15 protein-coding genes are annotated in these 21,608 nt (G+C 67.2%); 4 read left to right on the top strand and 11 right to left on the bottom strand.

The window, feature by feature from the left end:
* Window positions 1–296: 296 nt before the first annotated feature.
* A complete protein-coding gene (locus MAY35_RS08540) occupies window positions 297–656 on the top strand; it encodes an Lsr2 family protein (protein WP_238420701.1) in 360 nt (119 codons plus the stop codon).
* Between the two features lie 15 nt (window positions 657–671).
* Here MAY35_RS08540 and lysX read toward each other — a convergent pair whose 3' ends face one another.
* The gene (lysX, locus tag MAY35_RS08535; protein ID WP_238420700.1) at window positions 672–4,085 is read right to left on the bottom strand and encodes a bifunctional lysylphosphatidylglycerol synthetase/lysine--tRNA ligase LysX; all 3,414 of its coding nucleotides are present in this window, start codon (window positions 4,083–4,085) and stop codon (window positions 672–674) included.
* Between the two features lie 143 nt (window positions 4,086–4,228).
* Here lysX and MAY35_RS08530 point away from each other — a divergent pair, with 143 nt between their 5' ends.
* Complete coding sequence (locus MAY35_RS08530; protein ID WP_238420698.1) at window positions 4,229–4,474, top strand: RNA-binding S4 domain-containing protein; 246 nt, start codon at window positions 4,229–4,231, stop codon at window positions 4,472–4,474.
* 1,229 nt (window positions 4,475–5,703) lie between these two features.
* Here MAY35_RS08530 and MAY35_RS08525 read toward each other — a convergent pair.
* Together MAY35_RS08525 and MAY35_RS08520 are read right to left on the bottom strand one after the other, a co-directional pair.
* Window positions 5,704–6,381 carry a DedA family protein gene (locus tag MAY35_RS08525; protein WP_238420696.1) on the bottom strand — a complete coding sequence of 226 codons (678 nt, stop codon included), beginning with the start codon at window positions 6,379–6,381 and terminating at the stop codon, window positions 5,704–5,706.
* A 121-nt stretch (window positions 6,382–6,502) separates the two neighbouring features.
* Complete coding sequence (locus MAY35_RS08520; protein ID WP_238420694.1) at window positions 6,503–7,390, bottom strand: cutinase family protein; 888 nt, start codon at window positions 7,388–7,390, stop codon at window positions 6,503–6,505.
* Between the two features lie 434 nt (window positions 7,391–7,824).
* On the opposite strand from MAY35_RS08520, the gene MAY35_RS08515 reads away from it, so the two are divergent.
* Entirely contained in the window at window positions 7,825–10,896 is a 3,072-nt protein-coding gene (locus MAY35_RS08515) for a BTAD domain-containing putative transcriptional regulator (protein ID WP_238420692.1), read from the top strand.
* Here MAY35_RS08515 and MAY35_RS08510 read toward each other — a convergent pair.
* Both MAY35_RS08510 and MAY35_RS08505 read right to left on the bottom strand, forming a co-directional pair.
* Entirely contained in the window at window positions 10,874–11,500 is a 627-nt protein-coding gene (locus MAY35_RS08510) for a hemerythrin domain-containing protein (RefSeq protein ID WP_238420690.1), read from the bottom strand. The two genes, MAY35_RS08515 and MAY35_RS08510, sit on opposite strands and share 23 nt — an antisense overlap.
* A 151-nt stretch (window positions 11,501–11,651) precedes the next feature.
* On the bottom strand, window positions 11,652–12,302 hold the full coding sequence (locus MAY35_RS08505) for an HAD family hydrolase (RefSeq protein ID WP_238420688.1): 651 nt from the start codon (window positions 12,300–12,302) through the stop codon (window positions 11,652–11,654).
* Between the two features lie 179 nt (window positions 12,303–12,481).
* Between MAY35_RS08505 and MAY35_RS08500 the strand changes: the two genes are divergently transcribed.
* Complete coding sequence (locus MAY35_RS08500) at window positions 12,482–12,757, top strand: helix-turn-helix domain-containing protein (protein WP_238420686.1); 276 nt, start codon at window positions 12,482–12,484, stop codon at window positions 12,755–12,757.
* A 17-nt stretch (window positions 12,758–12,774) separates the two neighbouring features.
* On the opposite strand, the gene MAY35_RS08495 is transcribed toward MAY35_RS08500, so the two are convergent.
* From MAY35_RS08495 to gltB, 6 genes are all read right to left on the bottom strand, one after another.
* Window positions 12,775–13,122 (bottom strand): hypothetical protein, encoded by a 348-nt coding sequence (locus MAY35_RS08495; protein WP_238420684.1) that lies wholly within the window; start codon window positions 13,120–13,122, stop codon window positions 12,775–12,777.
* A gap of 167 nt (window positions 13,123–13,289) precedes the next feature.
* Window positions 13,290–14,234 (bottom strand): CopD family protein, encoded by a 945-nt coding sequence (locus MAY35_RS08490; protein ID WP_238420682.1) that lies wholly within the window; start codon window positions 14,232–14,234, stop codon window positions 13,290–13,292.
* Between the two features lie 3 nt (window positions 14,235–14,237).
* Window positions 14,238–14,492, bottom strand: a complete 255-nt coding sequence (locus MAY35_RS08485) for a hypothetical protein (protein WP_238421033.1) — start codon at window positions 14,490–14,492, stop codon at window positions 14,238–14,240.
* Between the two features lie 288 nt (window positions 14,493–14,780).
* On the bottom strand, window positions 14,781–15,278 hold the full coding sequence (locus tag MAY35_RS08480; protein ID WP_238420680.1) for an SRPBCC domain-containing protein: 498 nt from the start codon (window positions 15,276–15,278) through the stop codon (window positions 14,781–14,783).
* A gap of 122 nt (window positions 15,279–15,400) precedes the next feature.
* A complete protein-coding gene (locus MAY35_RS08475) occupies window positions 15,401–16,855 on the bottom strand; it encodes a glutamate synthase subunit beta (protein ID WP_238420678.1) in 1,455 nt (484 codons plus the stop codon).
* The gene (gene gltB, locus MAY35_RS08470) at window positions 16,848–21,431 is read right to left on the bottom strand and encodes a glutamate synthase large subunit (protein ID WP_238420676.1); all 4,584 of its coding nucleotides are present in this window, start codon (window positions 21,429–21,431) and stop codon (window positions 16,848–16,850) included. The genes MAY35_RS08475 and gltB overlap by 8 nt, the downstream gene beginning before the upstream one ends.
* Between the last annotated feature and the right edge of the window lie 177 nt (window positions 21,432–21,608).

Below are 21,608 nucleotides of genomic sequence, written 5' to 3'. Positions count from 1 at the left end.
GGCGGGCCCTGTCCATTCAGAGACGGCGCGTCCATCGGGACATGCGGGTGGGCTCCTCGACCGCCATCGGGGTCCTCTCGTTCTACGTCGGGGGTCGGTGTCTATGTCGTCCTGCGCGCCCTCGTCGTTACAGAACTCGGCGTGTTGTAGCGCAATCGGTGGCACCCTGGACTCATAACCGGCCGACGATCCGCGGGTCGGCCCGCGCCTCGGACCCGACGCCATCGCCGTTCGGTGAACTAGGGTGGTATTTAGAATCGCTAATCTGGAGGTCGGGGTCGTGAAAGGTGTGGGTGATGGCTAAGACGACTCGAGTCGAGTGGGTCGACGATTTCGACGGGAAACCGGTCGGCGACGACGACTGTCACCGCGTCGAATTCGAGGTGAAACTGCCAGGACGTCGGGCCGCTCGTTACGCGCTCGACCTCCGGACCGCGAATCTCGCGCGATTCGAGAAGGACATCAACAAGTACATCGACAAGGCCACGCCGGTTCGCGGCAGCGGCCCCCTGCCGACCCGCGGGTCGACAGGGTCGGCATCCTCTCCGGAACGGTCACGCCAGATCCGCGAGTGGGCCATCGACAACGGGTACGAGGTGTCGGCCCGAGGCCGTATCCCGCAGTCGATCATCGACGCATTCAACGACAACCACTGACGGTCGGGTCCCCGACTAGGCGTCCTGCGGCTTGGCGAGGGGGAATGCCAGGGACTCCCGGATCGACTGACCGGTGATCAGCATGACCACCCGGTCGACGCCCACCCCGAGCCCGCCGGTCGGGGGCATCGCGTACTCCAGCGCCTGGAGGAAGTCCTCGTCGAGTTCCATCGCCTCGGGGTCACCGTCCGCGGCGAGGATCGACTGCTCGGTCAGACGTTGGCGCTGTTCCACCGGATCGGTCAACTCGGTGTAGGCCGTGCCGAGTTCCACGCCCCACGCCACGAGGTCCCACCGTTCGGCGACGCCGGGCTTGCTGCGATGGGCGCGCGTCAGCGGTGACGTCGACGTCGGGAAGTCGGTGTAGAAGGTCGGGAACGTGGTCTTGTCCTCGCCGAGGTGTTCGTAGAGTTCGAGCACGATCTGGCCGGCGTCCCAGTCTGGACGGTGGTTGATCTCGAGGCGGTCGCACACGGCACGCAGGGTCTCGACGGAGGTCTCGGGGGTGATCTCCTCCCCCGCCCCCTCGGACACCACCTGGTGGACGGTCTTCACCGGCCACTCACCCGAGATGTCCACGCGCTCCTCGTTGCCGTCGGCGTCGGTCCGCACGATCACGGGTTCACCGTAGGCAGCGGTGGCCGCATGCTGGATCATCTCGCGGGTGAGATCCAGCATCTTCAGGTAATCGCTGTGCGCCTCATAGGCTTCGAGGCTGGTGAACTCCGGGTTGTGACTGAAGTCGACACCCTCGTTGCGGAAGTTGCGACCGATCTCGAAGACCTTCTCCACGCCGCCCACGCAGAGCCGCTTGAGATAGAGCTCCGGTGCGATGCGCAGATACAGGTCCAGGTTGTAGGCGTTGATGTGCGTCTGGAACGGCGTCGCGTTGGCGCCGCCGTGGATCTGCTGCAGGATCGGCGTCTCGACCTCGAGAAAGCCCCGGGCGGCGAGGAAGTCGCGCAGCGATTTCACGACCAGACTCCGCGTGGCGAGCAGCTTGCGGCTCTGTTCGTTGATCGCGAGGTCGACGTATCGCTGCCGGACGCGCGCCTCCGGATCGGTCAGTCCCGCCCACTTGTCGGGTAACGGGCGCAGGCACTTGCCGTTGATCCGCCAGGCGTCGATGAGGATCGACAGCTCACCCTTCCGGCTGGAGCCGACCACGCCGCGTGCCTGTACGAGGTCTCCGAGATCGACATCGGTGCCGAAATCCGGGGTCCCGGGGATGACACGGGAGTCCTCGACGAGGAGCTGCACCTCACCCGACCAGTCGTGGACGTCGGCGAACACCACCTTGCCGAAGTCGCGGAGGCGGGTGACGCGACCGGCCACCGTCACCACGGTGCCCTCCGGTTCGGCTTTCGCCTGCGCGATCGTGTGGGTGGGCTCATCCGCAGGCGGGTACGGGTCGAACCCCCGCTCGACCAGACGGTCCATCTTGTCCAGCCGGACCCGCACCTGCTCCGGGCGGTGGATGACGGCGCCCTCGGGAGTCGATGCCTCGGTCTCGAGTTCGGCGATCAGGGCAGGGGCGTCGACGCCCGGCGGAATCGACGGCGGACCCTGGGTGTAGTGCTTGGCACGGCCGAAACGGGGCAGCGTGATGAAGCCTTCGGTGACGATCGCGGCGAGCCCGACACGCGGCAAGATGCGGCTGTCCTCGAAGCACAGGTACCGCGCCTGCCAGTCCGGCAGATACTTCGCGTTGGACTTGTACAGCGACTCCATCTGGAAGAAGCGCGATCCGAACATCAGGACCGAGTACCCCATGCGCATCACGGGTCCGGCGCCGATCTGCGGTCCCTGCTCGAAGAACGCGCGGAACGCGGCGAAGTTGAGGGACACCTCGGTGATCCCCAGTTGCTCGGAGTCGCGGCACAATTCGGCGACCATCGTCTCGACGACACCGTTGGGCCCGTGTCGGTCGCGGCGCATGAGGTCCAGCGAGACGCCTCGACGCCCCCACGGGACGAACGACAGCATGCCCACGACCTTTTCGTGATCGGTGCCCTCGTCCATCACCGCTTCGACCAGCAGGCAGTCGCCGTCCGCGGGATCCCCGATGCGCGAGAGCGCCATGGCGAAGCCGCGTTCCTCGTCGGTGTCGCGCCAGTCATCGGCGCGCGCGACGATCTGTGCCATCTCCGGGTCGCCGATCTCCGAGTGCCGCCTGATGCGAACGGTCACACCGGCTCTGCGCGTGCGGGTGACCGCCTGCCGGACCGCTTTCATCATCGGGCCGCTGAGACTGAACTCGCGGGTGTGCAGGATGGCCTCGTCACCGATGTTGAGCGAGACGAAGCCGGCGGCGTCGTATGCTGCCGCGCCGCGCGGACTCGAGCCCATCGAGGCCGGGTGCCAGCCGTATTTCTCGCACAGCGTGAGGAATTCGGCGATGGCGTCGGGCCACGACTCCGGGTCGCCGATCGGGTCGCCGCCCGCCAGGCCGACGCCGACCTCCACCCGATAGGTGATGGCCGCCCGGCCGTCCGGTGAGAACACCACCGCCTTGTCGCGGCGCGTCGAGAAGTAGGCGAGCGAATCGTCGTCGTTGAAGCGGGTGATCAGCGCGCGGATGAGGGCTTCGTCCTCGGCGGTGATCAGCCAGCGCAGTCGTTGCGAGCGGAAGAGCACGAACGCGGCCGCGATCAGCGCGAGCGCGCCGAACAACCCCAGCAGACCGTTGACCAGGACGTGGGTGTGCCTGCCGTCGAAGGACGCATCCTGGTCGATGGCTCCGAAGGCCACGACCCGGTTGAACGCATAGGGCAGGCGATCGCCGCGGGTCAGGGTGTGCGGGAACGCCCACACGAGTGCCCATCCCAGCAGGGTGGCGACAGCGAGACCGGCGATGAGGGTGGCGAACGCGGCCGGGATCGCGCCCTTGCGGACCCGTGTGTAGAACTGCCGGTAGGTCGCGAGCAGGAACATCAGTGCGATCGCGTCGATGACGAGACCGATGTAGATGTTGGCGCGATCCCACGACGTGACACCGAGATCGTCCTCGAGCGAGGGCACCAGGTAGATCACGTTGGCCACCATGAACAGCACGAGGTAGACGACGCTGATCCACCAGGCGATCCGCTTACGCGCCGACAACGCGACAGCGATGAGCGCGAGAACGAACGCCCAGGCGAAGCTGGTGTCCGGCAACGTGATGATGTAGTCGTCGACGTAGCGCCGTGGGTCGTGGATCAGGTGCCGGATCGCCGGAAAGAGGCTGGAGATCAAGGCGATTGCGGCCAGCACACCGACGACCGTGCCGGCCACATGAGGCGCGTTGCTCCCGAACCCGGTGGGGCGTCTGATGTTGTCCAACAGTGCGAGCGATCGCCGATCGGCTGCGGTGGGTGTCCGCGGCGGGACGTCGTGGTGTCCGTCGCGGGCGGTGGGGTCGACCGGCGCGAGGGGGGTGTCGGTGGCCATGCGTAAACGGTAGACGGCCGTCGCGGTATGTCCCGGCACTCCACGCGGATTGGCCCCGTCCGGCACAGATCTGTGTCGGACCGGCGGGCCGGATGGTCGGGGGTGACGCGGCGTCGAGGTGGCCTGCCGGTCGGTGTGCGGGCATGATCAGGGCGGTGTACGACGTGACGATCAAGGACGACTCCATCCGCCTCGGCCAGTTCCTCAAACTGGCCAACCTCATCGAATCGGGCGCGGAGGCCAAAGAGGTGATCGCCGACGGGCTGGTCACGGTCAACGACGAGGTGGAGGCCCGCCGCGGCCGTCAGCTGACGGTCGGCGACGTGGTGGCGGTCGGCGGAATGAGCGTGCGCGTGGCCTCCGAGGACGCGGAGCCTTCCGACTCCTGAGGCGCGGGAACCCCTGGGCCGCGATTGAGCCCCGCGGTCGACAGAAGCGCTGGTTGAGGTCATGTGCGCTACTTGCAGCTAGCGCAGCTGGCACCAAAGTAGCGCTTCTGTAGGGCAGCTCCTCCTCGCACGACGACGGCCGCGGGATCCCCCAAGGTGCGGCGGACCCGACGTCGCGGATGCCCGACTTAATTCACGCGTAGTTCCCGTCCAACCCAAAGCCGAGAGGAACGACACTTCGCGCGCGGCGGCAGGCCCCCGAGACATCTGCCCCTAGGAGGGCCAGCACGCAGAAGCGCTGGTTGAGGTCATGTGCGCTACTTGCAGCTAGCGCAGCTGGCACCGAAGTAGCGCTTCTCTACAGGGCAGCTTCTTCTCGGACGACGACGGCCATGGGGATCCGCAGGTGCAAGCGGAACCGACGTCGCGGATGTCCGACTTGATTCGCGCGTAATTCCCGTCCACCTCACGACGCAGGAAGGGCATATTGCCCTCGAGCCATGCTGAGATGGACGAGATTTCGCGGCCCAGCCGCGGACACCCCGTTCGAGTGCACGAATGAACCGCGAGACTCCTGCTCGCTGGACCGAGGACCCCACAACAACCGGCCCCCAGGAGAGCCGGCACGCATAAGCGCTAGTTCGGGTCACCGGCGCTACTTACAACTAGCGCAGCTGGCACCGAAGTAGCGCTTCTCTACAGGGCAGCTTCTTCTCGGTCGACGACGACGCCCACCGATACAGCGGGAACGAAGAACGTGAGCGACGGGCCCGCTACGAACGGACGCCGAACCGTCTGAGTTCGGCGGGGGTGATCAGTCGTTCGGCCTCGGCAGGGAACATCGTCGTGTCTTCGCGACGGCCCCCGAGTCGTCCACCGGTGAGCGAGTTCAACAGTGAGCCCCGTCGGGGCGAGTGAATTGTGTCAGCCAACTTCATGACCAATCACTTCCTGGTGCTTCATATTCGTTACAACGGACTGGAACTTTGTTCTACTGTAGCGGCTGATTCGAGTCGTGTCGCCGCACTTTCGAGTGGCTTCCGCCACGTCCCCCGGCGAGGCCGACACGCTTGAACACCGCGCCCCGATGGTCGGGGGTGGCGAGTGCCGCATACGTCGGCTAGATCGATAGTGACACGGTGATCGTTACCGTCGTGGGAGCGACGCGGCCTCTACCAGCATCGATGGTTGCAATTCGTTTGCGTGAACGACCGCCCGTCGCCGGTGGGTCAGTCGGTGACATGCGAGGCGCGCATGCGCCGTCGCCGAATCCGCTTCACGACGAACCACGCCACCAGAAGCGCCAGTAGTACGAGCACGATGTTGGAGAGCAGACCGCTCCACCGGTCGAGGACCGGCGCGATGGCGGGACCGAAGCCGAATCCGAGTCCGACCCACAGTCCGTTCCACACGCCCGAGCCCAGCGTCGTGTAGGCGGTGAATCGCCAGAACGGCATCTTCTCGATGCCGGCGGGGATCGAGACGAACGAGCGCACCAAGGGAACGCACCGGCCGAGCAGGACGGCCACTCCGCCCCACTTCACGAAGTAGGCCTCCGCCTTGTCGAAGTCGTCGTAGTCGAGAAGCGGCAGCCGACCGACCAGACGTCGCGTGCGGTCGCGGCCCAGCGCTGCACCGATCGCGTACCAGATCCAGGCGCCGATCACCGATCCCACGGTCGCAGCCAGCCACGCTAGCCAGACGTTCATCCGGCCCTCGTAGGCGAGGAACCCGGCGCCGGGCAGGACCGCTTCCGACGGGATGGGCGGGAGGAAGGTCTCGAGCAGGATCGCCACGCCGACGCCGACCTCGCCCAGCGTGTCCATCAGGTCGAGGATCCAGCCGATGAAGCCGCCGTGGCCTTGGGCTGGGTCGGTCGCGGCGAGTATGGCGGGATGCGTTGGCAAGGATGGCGTCCGTCTGTCCGAGGGCGGTCAGGCCACCGCCGGACGGCGACCACGTCGACGCCACTCTAGCCGGATGTCCGAATCCGGCACCCGCGCCGCAGGTCAGAGCTTGTCGGTTGACTCAGGCCAGGCCGGCGAGGAACCGGTTGGCCCACGTCACCGCGGTGACGCCCGGCTTCACCTCGAAGTCGCCGTAGGAGCCGTGCGATCCCGACTGCAGGAACCGATTGAACGATGCGATCTGATCGCGGGCGCGGTCGTCGCCGAGCTCCTGCACGATCTCGCCGGGACCGCCGAGGGTCAGCAGTTCGGTCAGGATCGCCCCGGCCTCGGCCTGGTACTGCGCGATCTGACTGGGGGTGGGGTCGCTGGTCTCGGCGAGGTAGCCGACGATGCGCGTGAGGTAGTAGTCGCGCGGGACATTGCAGTACACATCGGTGGGCTCGCAGATCGTGAATGCCCGCGGCAGGACCCACCCCATCCCGTCGAGACGCGGCCCGCCGCTGCCCTCACCGCGCAGCGGCGGTCCGACGAGGTTGTCCTCCCTCGACCGTCGCGGATCGGAGATCAGCACGACCCCGGCCACCTGGCTGGGCCGGATCGCCGCGCGGCCGGTGCCGATCTCGGATGCGAGGTCCCCGGCCGCGTCTGCGCCCTGGCTGTAGCCGACCAGCGCGATGCGGGTCCCCGGGCACCGACGCACCATCTGCAGGGCGAGACCGGTGGTGTTCGCAACGGCCTGCGCCTTGGACTTGCCGTAGATCGCCTTCTCCCAGGGGAACGCTGTGGCGTCGTATCCGACGAACTGCACGCGGGTCTCGGGACCGAGGCCTGAGGTGACGTCCCCGAGCAGGCCCGGACTGACGCCGTTGGCCCATGTCCCCGGAACCGCGAGAACGTAGATCTCAGGGCACCCGCGCGGGGCGGCTCCTGCTCCGGGAGCCGCGACGCCGACCCCACTCAGCACCGCACACAGCACCGCGCACGTGATTGCGACGATCCGACGCATGGTCCCCGTTCCCTTCACCCTCACCCGCTCACCGGAGCGGAAGCGATAGGGCGAGTGTAGGACGGGCTCGGGGACAACGCGTTGCAGGACTCACAACACCCAGCGAACGCAGGCGACCGTCTGACCCATGAGGCGAGCCGCGGCCGCCGCGAGACGCCGTTAGGCTGACGGTGTCGGCGAAAGGACGGATGGCACATGGCGGCTCGGGAGGCGCGTCGCAGCGATGACGCCCGTCCGGCGCTGCGGATCTCGGTACTGGGCCCCGTCACGTGCACACTGGGTTCCGAGCCGGTCGACCTCGGCCCGCGTCGGCAGCGAGCAGTCCTGGCGCGGCTCGTGGCGGGCCGCGGGCGGGTGGCTCGACCGACCGGCTCATCGACGACCTCTGGAACGGCGAACCTCCGCCCAAGGCACTTGCGGGCCTCCAGGTCCAGGTGTCGAACCTGCGCCGCGTCATCGAACCGTCCCGGCCTCCCCGGGCGCCGGCGACCATCCTCGTGAGTGAGCAACCCGGTTACGCGTTGCATCTGCCGGCAGACAGTGTGGACGCGTGGGAGTTCGAGGCCGTCGTCGTCGGCGACGGAGACAAGGACGCCGTTACCGCGGCCCGACTCGAAAGACTCGATGCCGCTCTGGGTTCGTGGCGCGGCGAACCCTACGGCGCCCATTCGGCGGAGAGCTGGGCGCAACCCGAAGTCGCCCGGCTGTCGGACCTTCGACGGTCGGCGATCGAGCAGTGGGCGCCATTGGCAGTCGACCATGGTCGTGCGGCACAGGCCGTGCAGGTGCTCTCCGCGGAGTGCGACGACCAACCTGCGAGGGAAGAGTTTTTCCGGCTGCTGGCGCTGGCGCAGTACCGGCTCGGCCGACAGGCGGACGCCCTGTCCACCCTGCGCAGGTTGCGGTCGTATCTCGCAGACGAGCTCGGGGTGGACCCCGCTCCGGCGATCCAACAGCTGGAACGCGACATCCTCCAGCAGTCGCCTGCACTCGACGCCGCGGTCTCATCCCCGGTGCCGACACCGCGGAGATCGACACCCATCGAACGCGCCCCATCTGATCATCGCGAGCCCGCCGGCCGCGAGGAGGAGTTGACGTCCCTGCTCGGGCACGCCGAGGGCGTGATCGCGTCCGGCCTCCGCGTGGTGTGGGTGAGTGCGGAAGCGGGTGGCGGCAAGAGCACCCTCGCACAGTCGTTTGCCGGCCGTCTCCGTTCGAGCGGGTGGACCACGGCCATCGGCCACTGTCCCGAGGTCGACGGCGCCCCTGCTGCGTGGGCATGGCGAGAGATGTTGCAGCAACTCGAGTCCGACGAGCGGGCATCCGGTACCGGACCGGACAGTACCTTCGACATCGCCCGGCGGGTGGCGGAGTCATGCGGAGCAAGCCCGGACTCGCCGGGGGCTGCACTCGTCCTCGACGACGCACACAGAGCCGACGGAGCCACGTTGCAGGTGCTGCGCCAACTCGCCACCTGGATGGCCAGGGCGCCGGTCTTGCTCATGGTGACCTACCGGGCGTCGGAATCCGGCGTGGACCTCCTCGCGACCACCGCGTCTCTCGCCGCGGTGACCGCCGAGCACATGGACCTGAAGGGTCTGTCCGACAACGGGATTCGCGAACTGGCGATATCGGTGGGGCTCGACACCGACGATGCCTCCCTGCTCGATCTGCTGCGCGAGAGGACCGACGGCAATCCCCTGTTCGTGCGAGAGCTGGCCAAGCTCGTCGCGTCCCGTGGGTCGTCGCACGCTGTCGAGACGGTACCCAGCGGCGTCAAGAACGTTCTTCTGCAGCGCATCTCACGACTCCCGGCCGAGGTTGCCACCGTGCTCCGGTTGGCCTCGCTCTTCGGTCGCACCGCGCCCATCGACGGCGTCCTCGCCCTGTGGGGCAGATCCGCCGACCAGGCCGGCGCCGAGGACGCGGTCCTCGATGCCGTCGACACGGCCACGACCGCCGGCTTGCTGACGGCCGACGCCGAACAGATCCGCTTCGTCCATGTCCTGGTCCGGGACGCCGTCTACGACAGCGTTCCGGCTCTGCGCAAGCGTCGGTTGCATTGGCAGATCGTGCGTTACCTCGAACAGACGGGCGGGGTCGATTCGGATGAACTCGCCCATCACGCCGCACTCGGCGCCACCTCGGACACGGTCGATCACGCCATCGAACTGGTGACCCTCGCCGCTCTCGCGAGGTTCCACACCGACTTCAAGGCCGACTCGGCGGACTTGTGGAGCTCGGCCGTACGTCTGCATGAGCTGGCCGGACACGCACGCCCGGACGCCGCAGCCGGCGGACGGTCGGCCTTCGTCGTGGCGCTGACGCATCTGGTGACAGCCCTGGCGTTCCGCGGGGACGACACCGACGAGGCCCGGTCGCGACGCCGTCAGGCCCTCACCGTCGCGCAGGACCTGGGTGACGATGAACTGATCATGGCTGCGCTGACGTCGTGGCGTGCACCGGTCATCTGGACGACCCGCCGCCAACGCGTTGCCGACACGGAGCTGATCGTGGCGATGACGGATGCCCTTGCCCGCGCCACGGGTGAGGATCGGGTACACCTGCTGGTGTCGGCGGTTTTCGAGCTGGAAGGTATCGACGACCGGCAGGCCATCGAGTTGGCCGAGCAGGCCGTGGTGGCCGCGACCCACGTCGGCAGCCCCGAGGCACTGTGCGCGGCATGGAATGCGCGTGTGTACACGGCCCTGGGGCCGGACCTCAGCCGGGCACTGCCGGAGTACACCCAACAGTTCGCCCGAGTCGCGAGCGATTCCGGGATACTGGCGTATCAGGCTGCGGCACACTTCTTCTCATTCCTGGCGCGGGCCGCGGAGACCGACCTTCCCGGAGCTGTCGCAGAGGTGCAGCAGGGTCTGCGCTCGGCGTCGAGCGGGCGGGCGGGCGAACTCGTGGTCGTGTTGTCCGCATTCTCCGCCGTGCTGGAGGTGCTCCGAGGCGACATCGACCGGGCCGAGCGCGAGTACCGCGATCTCACCGAACGCCTACGCACTGCGGGGGCGGTCAACTCAGCCGAGATCGGGTTGGTCGGAGACATGGTCGTCGGCTGGTTCCGAGGCTCGCTCGCGCACCTCGTCGAACCTCTCGCAGTGGTCGGTGAGGTTGCACCTCAGATGATCTCGTGGGTCTACGTCGTCGCGTTGCTCGACGCAGGCCAACCCGAGCAGGCACGCCGTGTTGCCTCGACCGCGCCACCGATCAGTCGTGACTTCTACTGGACGGCAATGGAAGTCTTCCATGCGCGTGCCCTCGTCCGTCTCGAGATGACCGAGGCGGCCGCCGAGCTGTACGCCGAATTGCGTGAGTGGTCGGGCACGGTCGCCGGCCTGAACTCGGGATCGGTGGCCTTCGGTCCGATGGACGTCGTGCTCGCCGAGCTCGCGGACCTGCTCGGCGACAGGGCCGCGGCGGCGGACCATCGCCGGACCGCCGAACAGGTGCAGGCCGCGGTTCGGGCCGGGCTCACCGACTTGGGCCGGCGATGACTGCTTCTCGCTTGTCGAAGCTGCGTGCAAGCAGTGAGAGCAGCGCGCGAACAAGCGGCCCCGCTTCGTGTTTCATCTTCGCGAGCTCGCGCTCGTCAGCGTGTCGGAGCACCCGGGGCGCCTCGAAGCGCATGTTCGACCCTCTGCGGGCGGCCTTCTCGACGCGATCCCAGTCCGCGACGCTGACGTAGCGATCGACGATCGGGAACACCACCTCCTCCTCGTCGGCGATGTGCTCGCTCAGCAGTTGGTGCGCCTGATCGAGGGTCGCGGCCAGATCCGTCGCTGCACCGGTGCCGTCGGCCGCGGCACGCGCGAACGCCGCCGTGTGGGCATCGAGTGTGGCGAGCACTGCATCCAGCTGAGCGTGGTCGTCTTCCAGATCGTGGACGTCGACCGCCGCCCCCGCCGACGCCGTCAGGATGGGCCACACCACCTCGTCCTCGATCGTGTGGTGATGGTGGATCGACACACACAATTGCCTCAGATAGTCGACGATCGCCTTCCGACGACGCGGACCGCACGGTTCACCGGCGGCGATGCGGGAGACGATCTCCGCGAATCGGCGCGTGTCGTCGAGCATGCCGCGGTGGGCGATCTTCATACCCGTGAGGTCCGGGGCAGACGATACGGCCGAGGGTGATGATGAACGGTCTGTCATGGGGATCTCCTGCGTCGTGGTTGCTGAACTGCTGCAATCACTGTGCGCTGACCGACTTACCCATGACTTGTAGTCATCTTGCCGCAGCGTTCATTCAGCCTGCGTTGCCCGTCGACTCCGCGAACATCTCGGCCAACCGGCCCAGCGAATCGAGGCGGAGGTCGGCGGCCGCGGCGCGAGGTCGATCGGCGTGGTTGTGCCCCCACGGCCCGCGCCGCAGCAACGCGGTGCGCAGACCGCACTGAGCGGCGGGCAGGATGTCGTTGTCCAACCGGTCCCCCACGTAGAGGATCTCGCTCGCGGTGAAGCCGACCGCGCCCACCAGCCGAGTGAAGAACTCGTATGAGGGCTTGGCGACGCCCCACTCCGCCGAGGAGGCCGACACGTCGACGTCGCAGCCCAGAGCCTGCAACTGGGCAACAACCGATTCCGGTTGATTGCCTGCGATGCCCACCGACAGACCGGCCGCCTTCGCTGCCGCCAGGCAGTCGAGGGCATCCGGGTACAAGTCGTCGGCGGTGACCGCCACGGGCGTCGTCGGACGATCGACTCCGAGTATCTCCCATGCCTTTCGATGGGATTCGCCGCGTTCGATCAACGTGCCGATGATGCCCATGAGCGCGAACGGCGTGACCCCGGCGTCGCGTGCCAACAGGCTCCACATGCGGGACTCGTCCACCAGCGTCTCACCGACGTCGAACACCACCGCACGGACGCCGGCAAGTAGTCGCTGCCCATCAGCCATGTCTCCGATGATGTCACTCCGCGCTGGGATGCCTTGACACCTTTCGCCGGTGGCTCTGGAGACCAGACCCACTCGCGACGAGGCGTGGGATGGACGTCGGATTACGATCGACGACTATGACCGCTGACAGCCCTCGCCCAGGTCGTCCGGTTCGCGGTTCGAGCACAGGACGGCCGTTGATGGCGTTGTTCGACCTTCTGGGTCGACGAGATTGCCTCGCGGTGCTGTGGGCGCTACGCGATGGACCGGTGACATTCCGGGGTCTGCAAACCGCGGCAGGGGGTGTCGCGGCCGCGACGTTGAGTTCGAGGACCAAGGAACTGCGGAAAGCGAAGCTCATCGAGCTCACCGACGACGGTTACGTTCTCACCGAAATTGGCCGCGACCTTCTTGAAGTGGGTCTCCCGCTCGAGAACTGGGCGATTACCTGGGCGCAGTCACTCGACGACGAGTAGGCGTGGTTCGGGCTCGGTCATCCGATGGCCGCGGCGTCTCGTTCGGTTGCGATCGGCAGGCCGTGACGGTTGGCGATGAGTGCGGCGAACACGATCAGGCCGAGCCCGCCCGCAAAGTCGGTGGAGATGGTCGCCATGAAGAACGGTGGGATGTCGGGGACGCCGCCCAGAAAATGCCCGATGCTGGAGAATCCCAGCATCGAATAACCGACGAGAGCACCCGGGACGTAACGGTACCGACCGGACCGGTAGCGAAGGAAACCCCAGATCCCGAGCCCGGTCAGCAAGGGGTAGAAGATCACGATCCCGATCTGGTAGGCCAGCGAGTTGGGGAAGAACGGCACCGGCGGATAGTCGTCGGCCATGACGAAGTTGTGCGTAATGCAGCGTCGTGGAGATCACGTTCCACACGACGAGCACTGCGAGCACCGTGACCGACTGGTCGGATGGGCGTTGTGGCATGAGGGAACCTCGCATCTGTTTTACAACACGGACATTGGGTATGAGAAGTTGAAGTTAGTGGGCTAGGTCTTCACGGCGTCGACGACAGTGTCGCGGCAATACCGACAGCGACGGCCATGACGGCGAACTCGGTGGTTGCGCGCCGCACGGACGTACGGCTCGAGGTGTCCGGCCGACCCACCCAGACGCGGCGCGCCCTCGCCCCGCAGGCGAACAACACGACGAGAACTGCGATCTTGAGTCCGAACAGGACGAGATAGCTGCGTGTCACCTCCGCGGTTGTCATTCGCACGACACCCGCCATCGCGCCACTGGCGGCCACAGTCCACGCTGACCACCACGCCACCCGGGAGTACCGCCGGAGAACGCCAGACCAGGCCGCCGAACTCGACAACAAGGAGGTGGCCGCCAGGAGTGGTCCCATCCACACGGCGGCGGCGACCGCGTGCGCGGAGATGACCAGTGCGCCTGCCGTGGTCAGGGAGAGGTGGCCGGTGAGGGGCGACGCGATGATCCCCAGCGCGGCGACCCCGAGGACGAGCGCCGGATGCCAACCGGTCCCACCTCGCATCGCATCCGACCCGATGACCGTGAGCACCAGCGGACAGACGACTCCGACGAGACCCCACTGGCCCAAGTTTGTCGAATGCAGCAGCTCCCCCACTTCGCCCACGGTCAGTCGACTGACGGCAACGCCCACGATCTGTGCGCCCTCGGCAAGAAGGGATACGAGAGCACAGACAAACCATGCCGCCGCCCACGCCACGAACAGGCCCCAAACTCGCCTGGGATGCTCGCCGCTCGGCAGCCAGTAGTCGACAAGAACGACTCCGACACACATCGCGGCTGCAACGGGTGCCGCTGCGTCACCCGCAGGACCGAGCTTCCCTGCCGCGGAGGAGAATACGAACGCGGAAGCCACCGCCGTCGAGACGGCGACCGCCGGCGCGAGGATCGGTAGCGCACTCCGGATGTATCGCGCACGGACATCGTCGGCGGCTCCGGCGGTTGTCATCGATCAGCGGACCGTGCGTGCTACCCGGTACGCGAGAAAGCCGAGGTAGGCAGCCAGCCCCGCGACGGCCACCGGGCGGGTGCGCGACGCGATGAGCCCCGCGCCGATCGCCGTCTCGGTGGCACCGTTCCGGTAAGTCCACCCGCGCGTGTCCTCAGGGAACAACGGCTGGGTGATCGGCGCGAAGAGTTGAGGCGCACAGAAATGAGCGGCACCGAGGCCGGCCACGGCGACGCCCGCGATGCTCACGCGGTCCATGGTGCGTGGGGAGTGTTGAGTCACGACTGAGAGTTCCTTCCAGACATGCCTGCGCGCGCTGCACAGGGTGCGGAGCGATCGTAGAGCCAGGAGCGCTTCAATTTCAAGAGCACTGTCCGACCCGAGATCGGGCGCTGGTTGCGCGAGTAGGTCTGGATCCCGCCGTCGCACGTGAGATCGCTTCAGTCGATCACTGCTCGAGCAACGGCTCGGGAGCGCCCCCGGTCGCTGAACCTCCAGTCGCGACTGCCGCGACCACCCGGCGGGCGTGGCTCGTCTGCGACCTGATCACCTTGCTCCGCGCAGCAGCGCCTCCAACGCCTCGAATGCCCGACGCCACCCGTCGGCGGCATGTACGTAGTCCTCGGGCGAGATGTTGCCGCCGGTCTGACTGAAGCGGAGTTCGGTGCCTCCGTCGACCGCGGCGAACTCCGCGGTCAGCACTTCGCGCTCGGCACCCGGTTCGTCCGTCATGGTCAGGACGAGCCTGCTCGGACGCTCGACCTCGAGGTATTCGCCGCGCCAATGGAACTCCGGCATGTTCTCGCCGAGGATCATCGTCGCCGTCCAGGTGCCGCCGGCGCGGGCGTCGAGGGAGACCGAGTCGATCGGCACCTCGATCGCGCTGCCACCCCACCAGGTCGCGAACAGCGTCGGTGTCGTCCACGCATCGAACACCTGCTCAGGGGCGGCGCGGAATGTATGGGTGAGTCGTGCTCCGGGTGCCTCGGTCATCACGGGCCTGCCGTTCTCTCCGTCGATGCCCGCGGGCATCGTTTGTTCCATGCGGATGGGTTCATCCATCCGTACAGACGCGGCGGGCCGTCGAAACTCATCGGCACCCCGGTGACGACAACTCCCGCCCACCCTTCGCGGATGAGCGGGAGTTCCCTACGGTGCGACTCGGCTCAGCGCTGGGCGACCTGCGTCGGCACGATCGGCGACGGCAGGTCGGATTCCCCGACGAGGAACTTGTCGGCAGCCGCGGCKGCCGAACGGCCCTCGGCGATCGCCCACACGATCAGCGACTGTCCACGTCCGGCGTCGCCTGCGACGAACACACCCGGCTGCCCGACGGCGGCGAAGTTGTTGTCACGCTTGACGTTGCCGCGGGGATCGTAGTCGACGCCCATCTTGTCGAGCAGGTCTTCACGCTCGGGGCCGACGAAGCCCATGGCGAGCAGGACCAGATCGGCTTCGAGCTCGAAGTCCGAGCCCTCGACCTTCTCGAAGCGTCCGTCACGCATGACGACCTCGTGCGCACGGAGGCCGGTGACCTTGCCGTCTTCGCCCAAGAACTGTTCGGTGTTGACCGAGAAGACGCGCTCGCCGCCCTCTTCGTGAGCCGAGGAGACGCGGTACATGAGCGGATACGTCGGCCACGGGGTCGACTCGGCGCGCTCGATCGGCGGCTTCGGCATGATCTCGAACTGGTGGACGATCTCGGCGCCCTGACGCAGCGAGGTGCCGAGGCAGTCGGCACCGGTGTCGCCACCGCCGATGATGATGACCTTCTTGCCCTTGGCCGAGATCTGGCCCTCGACGGTGTCGCCGAGCTGCACCCGATTGGCCTGCGGCAGGAACTCCATCGCCTGGTGGATGCCGTCGAGTTCGCGCCCCGGGATCGGCAGGTCACGACCGATGGTCGAACCGTTGGCGAGGATGACCGCGTCGAAGTCGGCGCGAAGCTGCTCGACCGTGACGTCGACGCCCACGTTGACACCGGTGCGGAAGACGGTGCCCTCGGCCTCCATCTGCGCCAGACGGCGATCGATGTGGCGCTTCTCCATCTTGAACTCGGGAATCCCGTAGCGGAGGAGGCCACCGATGCGATCGGCACGCTCGAACAGCGTCACGTCGTGCCCGGCACGCGTGAGCTGCTGCGCCGCAGCCAGTCCCGCCGGCCCGGAGCCGACGACGGCGACCGACTTGCCCGTCTTCTCCGACGGCATCACCGGGGTGACCCAGCCGTTGTCGAAGGCGTTGTCGATGATCTCGACCTCGACCTGCTTGATGGTGACCGGCGGCTGGTTGATGCCCAGCACGCACGACGCCTCGCAGGGCGCCGGGCACAGGCGACCGGTGAACTCCGGGAAGTTGTTGGTCGCGTGGAGACGCTCGATACCGTCACGCCACTGGTCCTTGTAGACCAGGTCGTTCCACTCGGGGATCAGGTTCCCGAGCGGGCAGCCGTTGTGGCAGAACGGGATACCGCAGTCCATACACCGGCTGGCCTGGGTCTTCAGATGACCCTTGTCGAAGTCGGTGTAGACCTCTTTCCAGTCCATCAGCCGCAGGTCGACCGGTCGGCGGTCGGGCAGCTCCCGTTCGGGGTGCTTGAGAAATCCTCTGGGGTCAGCCACGTGCGGCCTCCATGATCGCTTCGTTCACGTCTCGCCCGGTCTTCTCCGCGGTGGAGATGGCCAGCAGCACGCGCTTGTAGTCGCGCGGCATGACCTTGGCGAACTTGGTCTGGGCGTTGTCCCAGTCGTCGAGCATCGCTGCGGCGACGGGGGATTCGGTCTCGGCCCGGTGCTCTTCGATGACCGACGCGAGGAACTCGATGTCCTCGTCCTCGAGCGGCTCGAGGTCGACGAGCTCGGTGTTGAGGTTGTCGGGCAGCTTGCCGTCCGGGTCGTACACGAACGCCATGCCGCCGGACATACCCGCCGCGAAGTTGCGACCGGTCTCACCGAGGACGACGACGCGCCCACCCGTCATGTACTCACAGCCGTGGTCGCCCACGCCCTCGACGACGGCGGTGACGCCCGAGTTGCGCACGCAGAAGCGTTCGCCCACGATGCCGCGCAAGAAGATCTTCCCGGCGGTGGCACCGAACCCGATGACGTTGCCGGCGATGATGTTGTGCTCGGCGACGAAGTCCTCGGGAGCGTTGCGCGCCGGACGGACCACGAGTCGACCACCGGACAGACCCTTGCCGACGAAGTCGTTGGCGTCGCCCTCGAGGCGCAGCGTGATGCCCTTGGGGACGAAGGCGCCGAAGCTGTTACCGGCCGAGCCGTTGAAGTCGATGATGATCGTCCCGTCCGGAAGACCCTGGGCGCCATAGGCCTTGGTGACCTCGTGGCCCAGCATCGTGCCGACGGTCCGGTTCACGTTGGCGATCTTCGAGCTGAACGACACGCGGGTGCCGTGATCGATCGCCTCGCGGCTCTGCGCGATGAGCTGCTGATCCAGCGCCTTCTCCAGCGCATGGTCCTGCACGCCGGAGCAGTACAGATCCTGGTTCATGAACGGGGATTCCGGCTGCGTCAGGATCGCCGACAGGTCGAGCTTGCCCGCCTTCGACGACTTCCAGTGGGCCAGCGCCTTGGTCGTGTCGAGTGCCTCGACATGACCGACGGCTTCCTGCAGTGTGCGGAACCCGAGGCGGGCCAGCAGTTCCCGGACCTCTTCGGCGATGAACATGAAGAAGTTCTCGACGAACTCGGGCTTGCCCGCGAAACGCTCACGCAGCAGCGGGTTCTGGGTGGCCACACCCACGGGGCAGGTGTCGAGGTGGCACACGCGCATCATGATGCAGCCCGAGACCACCAGCGGTGCCGTCGCGAAACCGAACTCCTCGCCGCCGAGCAGTGCGGCGACGACGACGTCCCGGCCGGTCTTGAGCTGGCCGTCGACCTGCACGACGATCCGGTCCCGAAGACCGTTGAGCAGCAACGTCTGCTGGGTCTCGGCGAGACCGATCTCCCAGGGCGCACCGGCGTGCTTCATCGACGTCAGCGGGGTGGCACCGGTGCCACCGTCGTGACCGGAGATGAGCACCACGTCGGCGTGGGCCTTGGACACACCCGCCGCGACCGTGCCGACACCGACCTCGGAGACCAGCTTCACGTGGATGCGGGCCTGCGGGTTGGCGTTCTTCAGGTCGTGGATCAGCTGAGCCAGATCCTCGATCGAGTAGATGTCGTGGTGCGGCGGCGGCGAGATGAGTCCCACGCCCGGCGTCGAACCACGCACCTCCGCGACCCACGGGTACACCTTGTGGGGAGGCAGCTGCCCGCCCTCGCCGGGCTTCGCGCCCTGCGCCATCTTGATCTGGATGTCGGTGCAGTTGCTGAGGTAGTGCGAGGTCACGCCGAACCGGCCGGACGCGACCTGCTTGATCGCGCTACGTCGCCAGTCGCCGTTCTCGTCGTGGGTGAAACGACGCGGATCCTCGCCGCCCTCACCGGAGTTCGAGCGACCGCCGAGGCGGTTCATGGCGACGGCGAGGGTCTCGTGGGCCTCCGCGGAGATGGAGCCGAAGCTCATCGCACCGGTGGAGAACCGCTTGACGATCTCGCTGGCGGGCTCGACCTTCTCGATCGGGATCGGGTCGCGATCACCGAAGTTGAAGTCGAAGAGTCCACGCAGCGAAGCCATCTGGGTCGCCTGGTCGTCGACCAGCTTCGTGTACTCCTTGAACACCTTGTACTGCCCGGTGCGGGTGGAGTGCTGGAGCTTGAAGACGGTGTCCGGGTTGAACAGGTGGTACTCGCCCTCGCGACGCCACTGGTACTCGCCGCCGACCTCGAGCTCGCGGTGCGCGCGCTCGGAGGGACGCTCGGAGAACGCCAGGGCGTGCCGCACCGCGACATCGGCGGCGATCTCGTCGAGGCCGATGCCGTCGAGCTGGCTGTTGAGGCCGGTGAAGAACTCGTCGACGGTGTCCTGCGACAGGCCGATGACCTGGAAGAGCTGCGCACCGGTGTACGAGGCGAGGGTCGAGATGCCCATCTTGCTCATCACCTTGAGCACACCCTTGCCGGCGGCCTTGATGTAGTTCTTCTGCGCGGTGGCGAAGTCGACGTCACCGAGTAGGCCGCGCTCGATCATGTCCTCGATCGACTCGAAGGCCATGTACGGATTGACCGCTGCCGCACCGAAACCGACGAGAGCGGCCACGTGATGGACCTCGCGGCAATCACCGGACTCGACGATCAGACCGGCCTGGGTGCGCTTGCGCTCGCGAACAAGGTGGTGGTGGACCGCAGCGGTGAGCAGCAGCGACGGGATGGGTGCGTAGGTCTCGTCGGACTCACGGTCACTCAGCACGACGAGGTTGGCGCCGTCATCGATCGCCGCGCTGACCTTGGCCCGCACCTCGTCGAGCGCCTTGCGCAGGCCGGCGCCGCCCTCGGCCACCGGGTACAGCCCGTGGACGTGGACGCTCCGGAATCCCGGCATGGCGTCGTTGCCGTTGATCTCGACCAGCTTCGCGAGCGTGTCGTTGTCGAGGACCGGTGAGGACAGCTCGATCTGACGGCACGACTCGGGGCCGGGGTTCAGCAGATCGGCCTCGGTGCCGATGGTTCCACCGACGCTGGTGACGATCTCTTCGCGGATCGCGTCCAGCGGCGGATTGGTGACCTGCGCGAACATCTGCTGGAAGTAGTCGAACAGCATGCGCGGACGCTGGGACAGCACGGCGATGGGCGTGTCGGTACCCATCGATCCGAGCGCCTCGGCGCCGGTCTTCGCCATCGGCGCGACCAGGAGGTTGAGCTCCTCGTTGGTGTAACCGAACACCTGCTGGCGCAACGCGACCCGATCATGGGCCATGTGCTGGTGCGGCGGCGCCTCGATGTCCTCGACAGCGACCAGCCCCTGCTCGAGCCACTCCGCGTACGGGTGCTCGGCGGCCAGCTCGTCCTTGATCTCCTCGTCGTCGACGATGCGACCGGCGGCGGTGTCCACGAGGAACATGCGACCCGGCTGCAGGCGCATCTTCTGCACGACGTCGGCGTGGTCGATGTCGAGCACGCCGACCTCCGAGGCCATCACGACGAGGCCGTCCTTGGTCACCCAGACGCGGCTGGGGCGCAGACCGTTTCGATCGAGAACCGCTCCCACGACGGTGCCGTCGGTGAAGCAGACCGATGCCGGTCCGTCCCAGGGCTCCATCAGGGCCGAGTGATAGCGGTAGAAGGCCCGGTGCTCGGGCTTCATCGACTCGTGGCGTTCCCACGCCTCGGGGATCATCATCAGGACCGCGTGCGGCAGAGTGCGCCCGCCGAGGTGGAGCAGCTCGAGCACCTCGTCGAACCGCGCGGTGTCCGAAGCACCCGGTGTGCAGATCGGGAAGATCTTCGACGCCGCGTCGGACCCGAAGGCCTCGGTGTCGATGAGCGCCTCACGGGCCCGCATCCAGTTCTCGTTGCCGGTGACGGTGTTGATCTCACCGTTGTGGGCGACGCGACGGAAGGGATGCGCGAGCGGCCACGACGGGAAGGTGTTGGTGGAGAAGCGCGAGTGCACGAGGCCGAGCGAGCTCTCGACGCGCGGGTCCTGGAGGTCGACGTAGAACTCCCGCAGCTGCGGGGTGGTGAGCATGCCCTTGTAGACGAAGGTGCGTCCGGAGAGGCTCGGGAAGTACACGGTCTCGCGGCCCGGGCCGTCGGCGCCGGCGCCCTTGTTGCCGAGCTCGTTCTGCACGCGCTTGCGGACGACGTAAGCCCGCCGCTCCAGCTCCATGCCCTCCGCGCCACCGACGAACACCTGACGGAAGGTCGGCATCGCGTCGCGGGCGAGCGCGCCGAGCGAGTTCTCGTTGGTGGGCACCTCACGCCAGCCCAGCAGGGTCAGGCCCTCGGCCTCGACGACCTTCTCGACGCCCTCGCAGGCCAGTCGCGCATCCTCGGCCCCCTGGGGCAGGAAGGCGATGCCGGTGGCGTAGCTGCCCTCGGCGGGCAGCTCGAAGTCCACGGTCTCCCGCAGGAAGCGGTCCGGGACCTGGATCATGATCCCCGCGCCGTCGCCGGTGTTGGGTTCGGCGCCCGCGGCGCCACGGTGTTCGAGGTTGACCAGCGCCATGATCGCCTTGTCGACGATGTCGCGACTGCGTCGGCCGTGCATGTCCACGACAAATGCCACGCCACAGGAATCGTGCTCGTTGCGTGGGTCGTAGAGACCCACCGGTCCCGGAGCCTGCTTCATAGTTCGCCTCACTTTGCGCGCGCGGGGTGCACGCACTACCCGTCGTCAATGTCTGGGGCCACACCCGGCCGTGTCGGACCGCGGACCTCGATGTCCACGGTGTCGTCGTCATCCACCCCCATCGGGGCTGACCTGGGCAGAGCCGACGATCACAGGCGGCGGTGTGTCCCGGTCAGC

This window comes from Gordonia sp. 'Campus' (genome assembly GCF_022206305.1).
GTDB lineage: Bacteria > Actinomycetota > Actinomycetes > Mycobacteriales > Mycobacteriaceae > Gordonia.
Note: the sequence above shows the minus strand (reverse complement) of the source record. Positions and strands in the feature narration are given on the sequence as shown.

Excerpts from the sequence above, each read along its gene's own strand:
- lysX (WP_238420700.1), bottom strand. The coding sequence starts at position 4,085 with ATGGCCACCGACACCCCCCTCGCGCCGGTCGACCCCACCGCCCGCGAC.
- MAY35_RS08490 (WP_238420682.1), bottom strand. The coding sequence starts at position 14,234 with ATGACAACCGCCGGAGCCGCCGACGATGTCCGTGCGCGATACATCCGG.
- MAY35_RS08495 (WP_238420684.1), bottom strand. The coding sequence starts at position 13,122 with ATGGCCGACGACTATCCGCCGGTGCCGTTCTTCCCCAACTCGCTGGCC.
- MAY35_RS08500 (WP_238420686.1), top strand. The coding sequence starts at position 12,482 with ATGGCGTTGTTCGACCTTCTGGGTCGACGAGATTGCCTCGCGGTGCTG.
- MAY35_RS08510 (WP_238420690.1), bottom strand. The coding sequence starts at position 11,500 with ATGAAGATCGCCCACCGCGGCATGCTCGACGACACGCGCCGATTCGCG.
- MAY35_RS08520 (WP_238420694.1), bottom strand. The coding sequence starts at position 7,390 with ATGCGTCGGATCGTCGCAATCACGTGCGCGGTGCTGTGTGCGGTGCTG.
- MAY35_RS08485 (WP_238421033.1), bottom strand. The coding sequence starts at position 14,492 with ATGGACCGCGTGAGCATCGCGGGCGTCGCCGTGGCCGGCCTCGGTGCC.
- MAY35_RS08540 (WP_238420701.1), top strand. The coding sequence starts at position 297 with ATGGCTAAGACGACTCGAGTCGAGTGGGTCGACGATTTCGACGGGAAA.
- gltB (WP_238420676.1), bottom strand. The coding sequence starts at position 21,431 with ATGAAGCAGGCTCCGGGACCGGTGGGTCTCTACGACCCACGCAACGAG.
- MAY35_RS08505 (WP_238420688.1), bottom strand. The coding sequence starts at position 12,302 with ATGGCTGATGGGCAGCGACTACTTGCCGGCGTCCGTGCGGTGGTGTTC.
- MAY35_RS08530 (WP_238420698.1), top strand. The coding sequence starts at position 4,229 with ATGATCAGGGCGGTGTACGACGTGACGATCAAGGACGACTCCATCCGC.
- MAY35_RS08480 (WP_238420680.1), bottom strand. The coding sequence starts at position 15,278 with ATGGAACAAACGATGCCCGCGGGCATCGACGGAGAGAACGGCAGGCCC.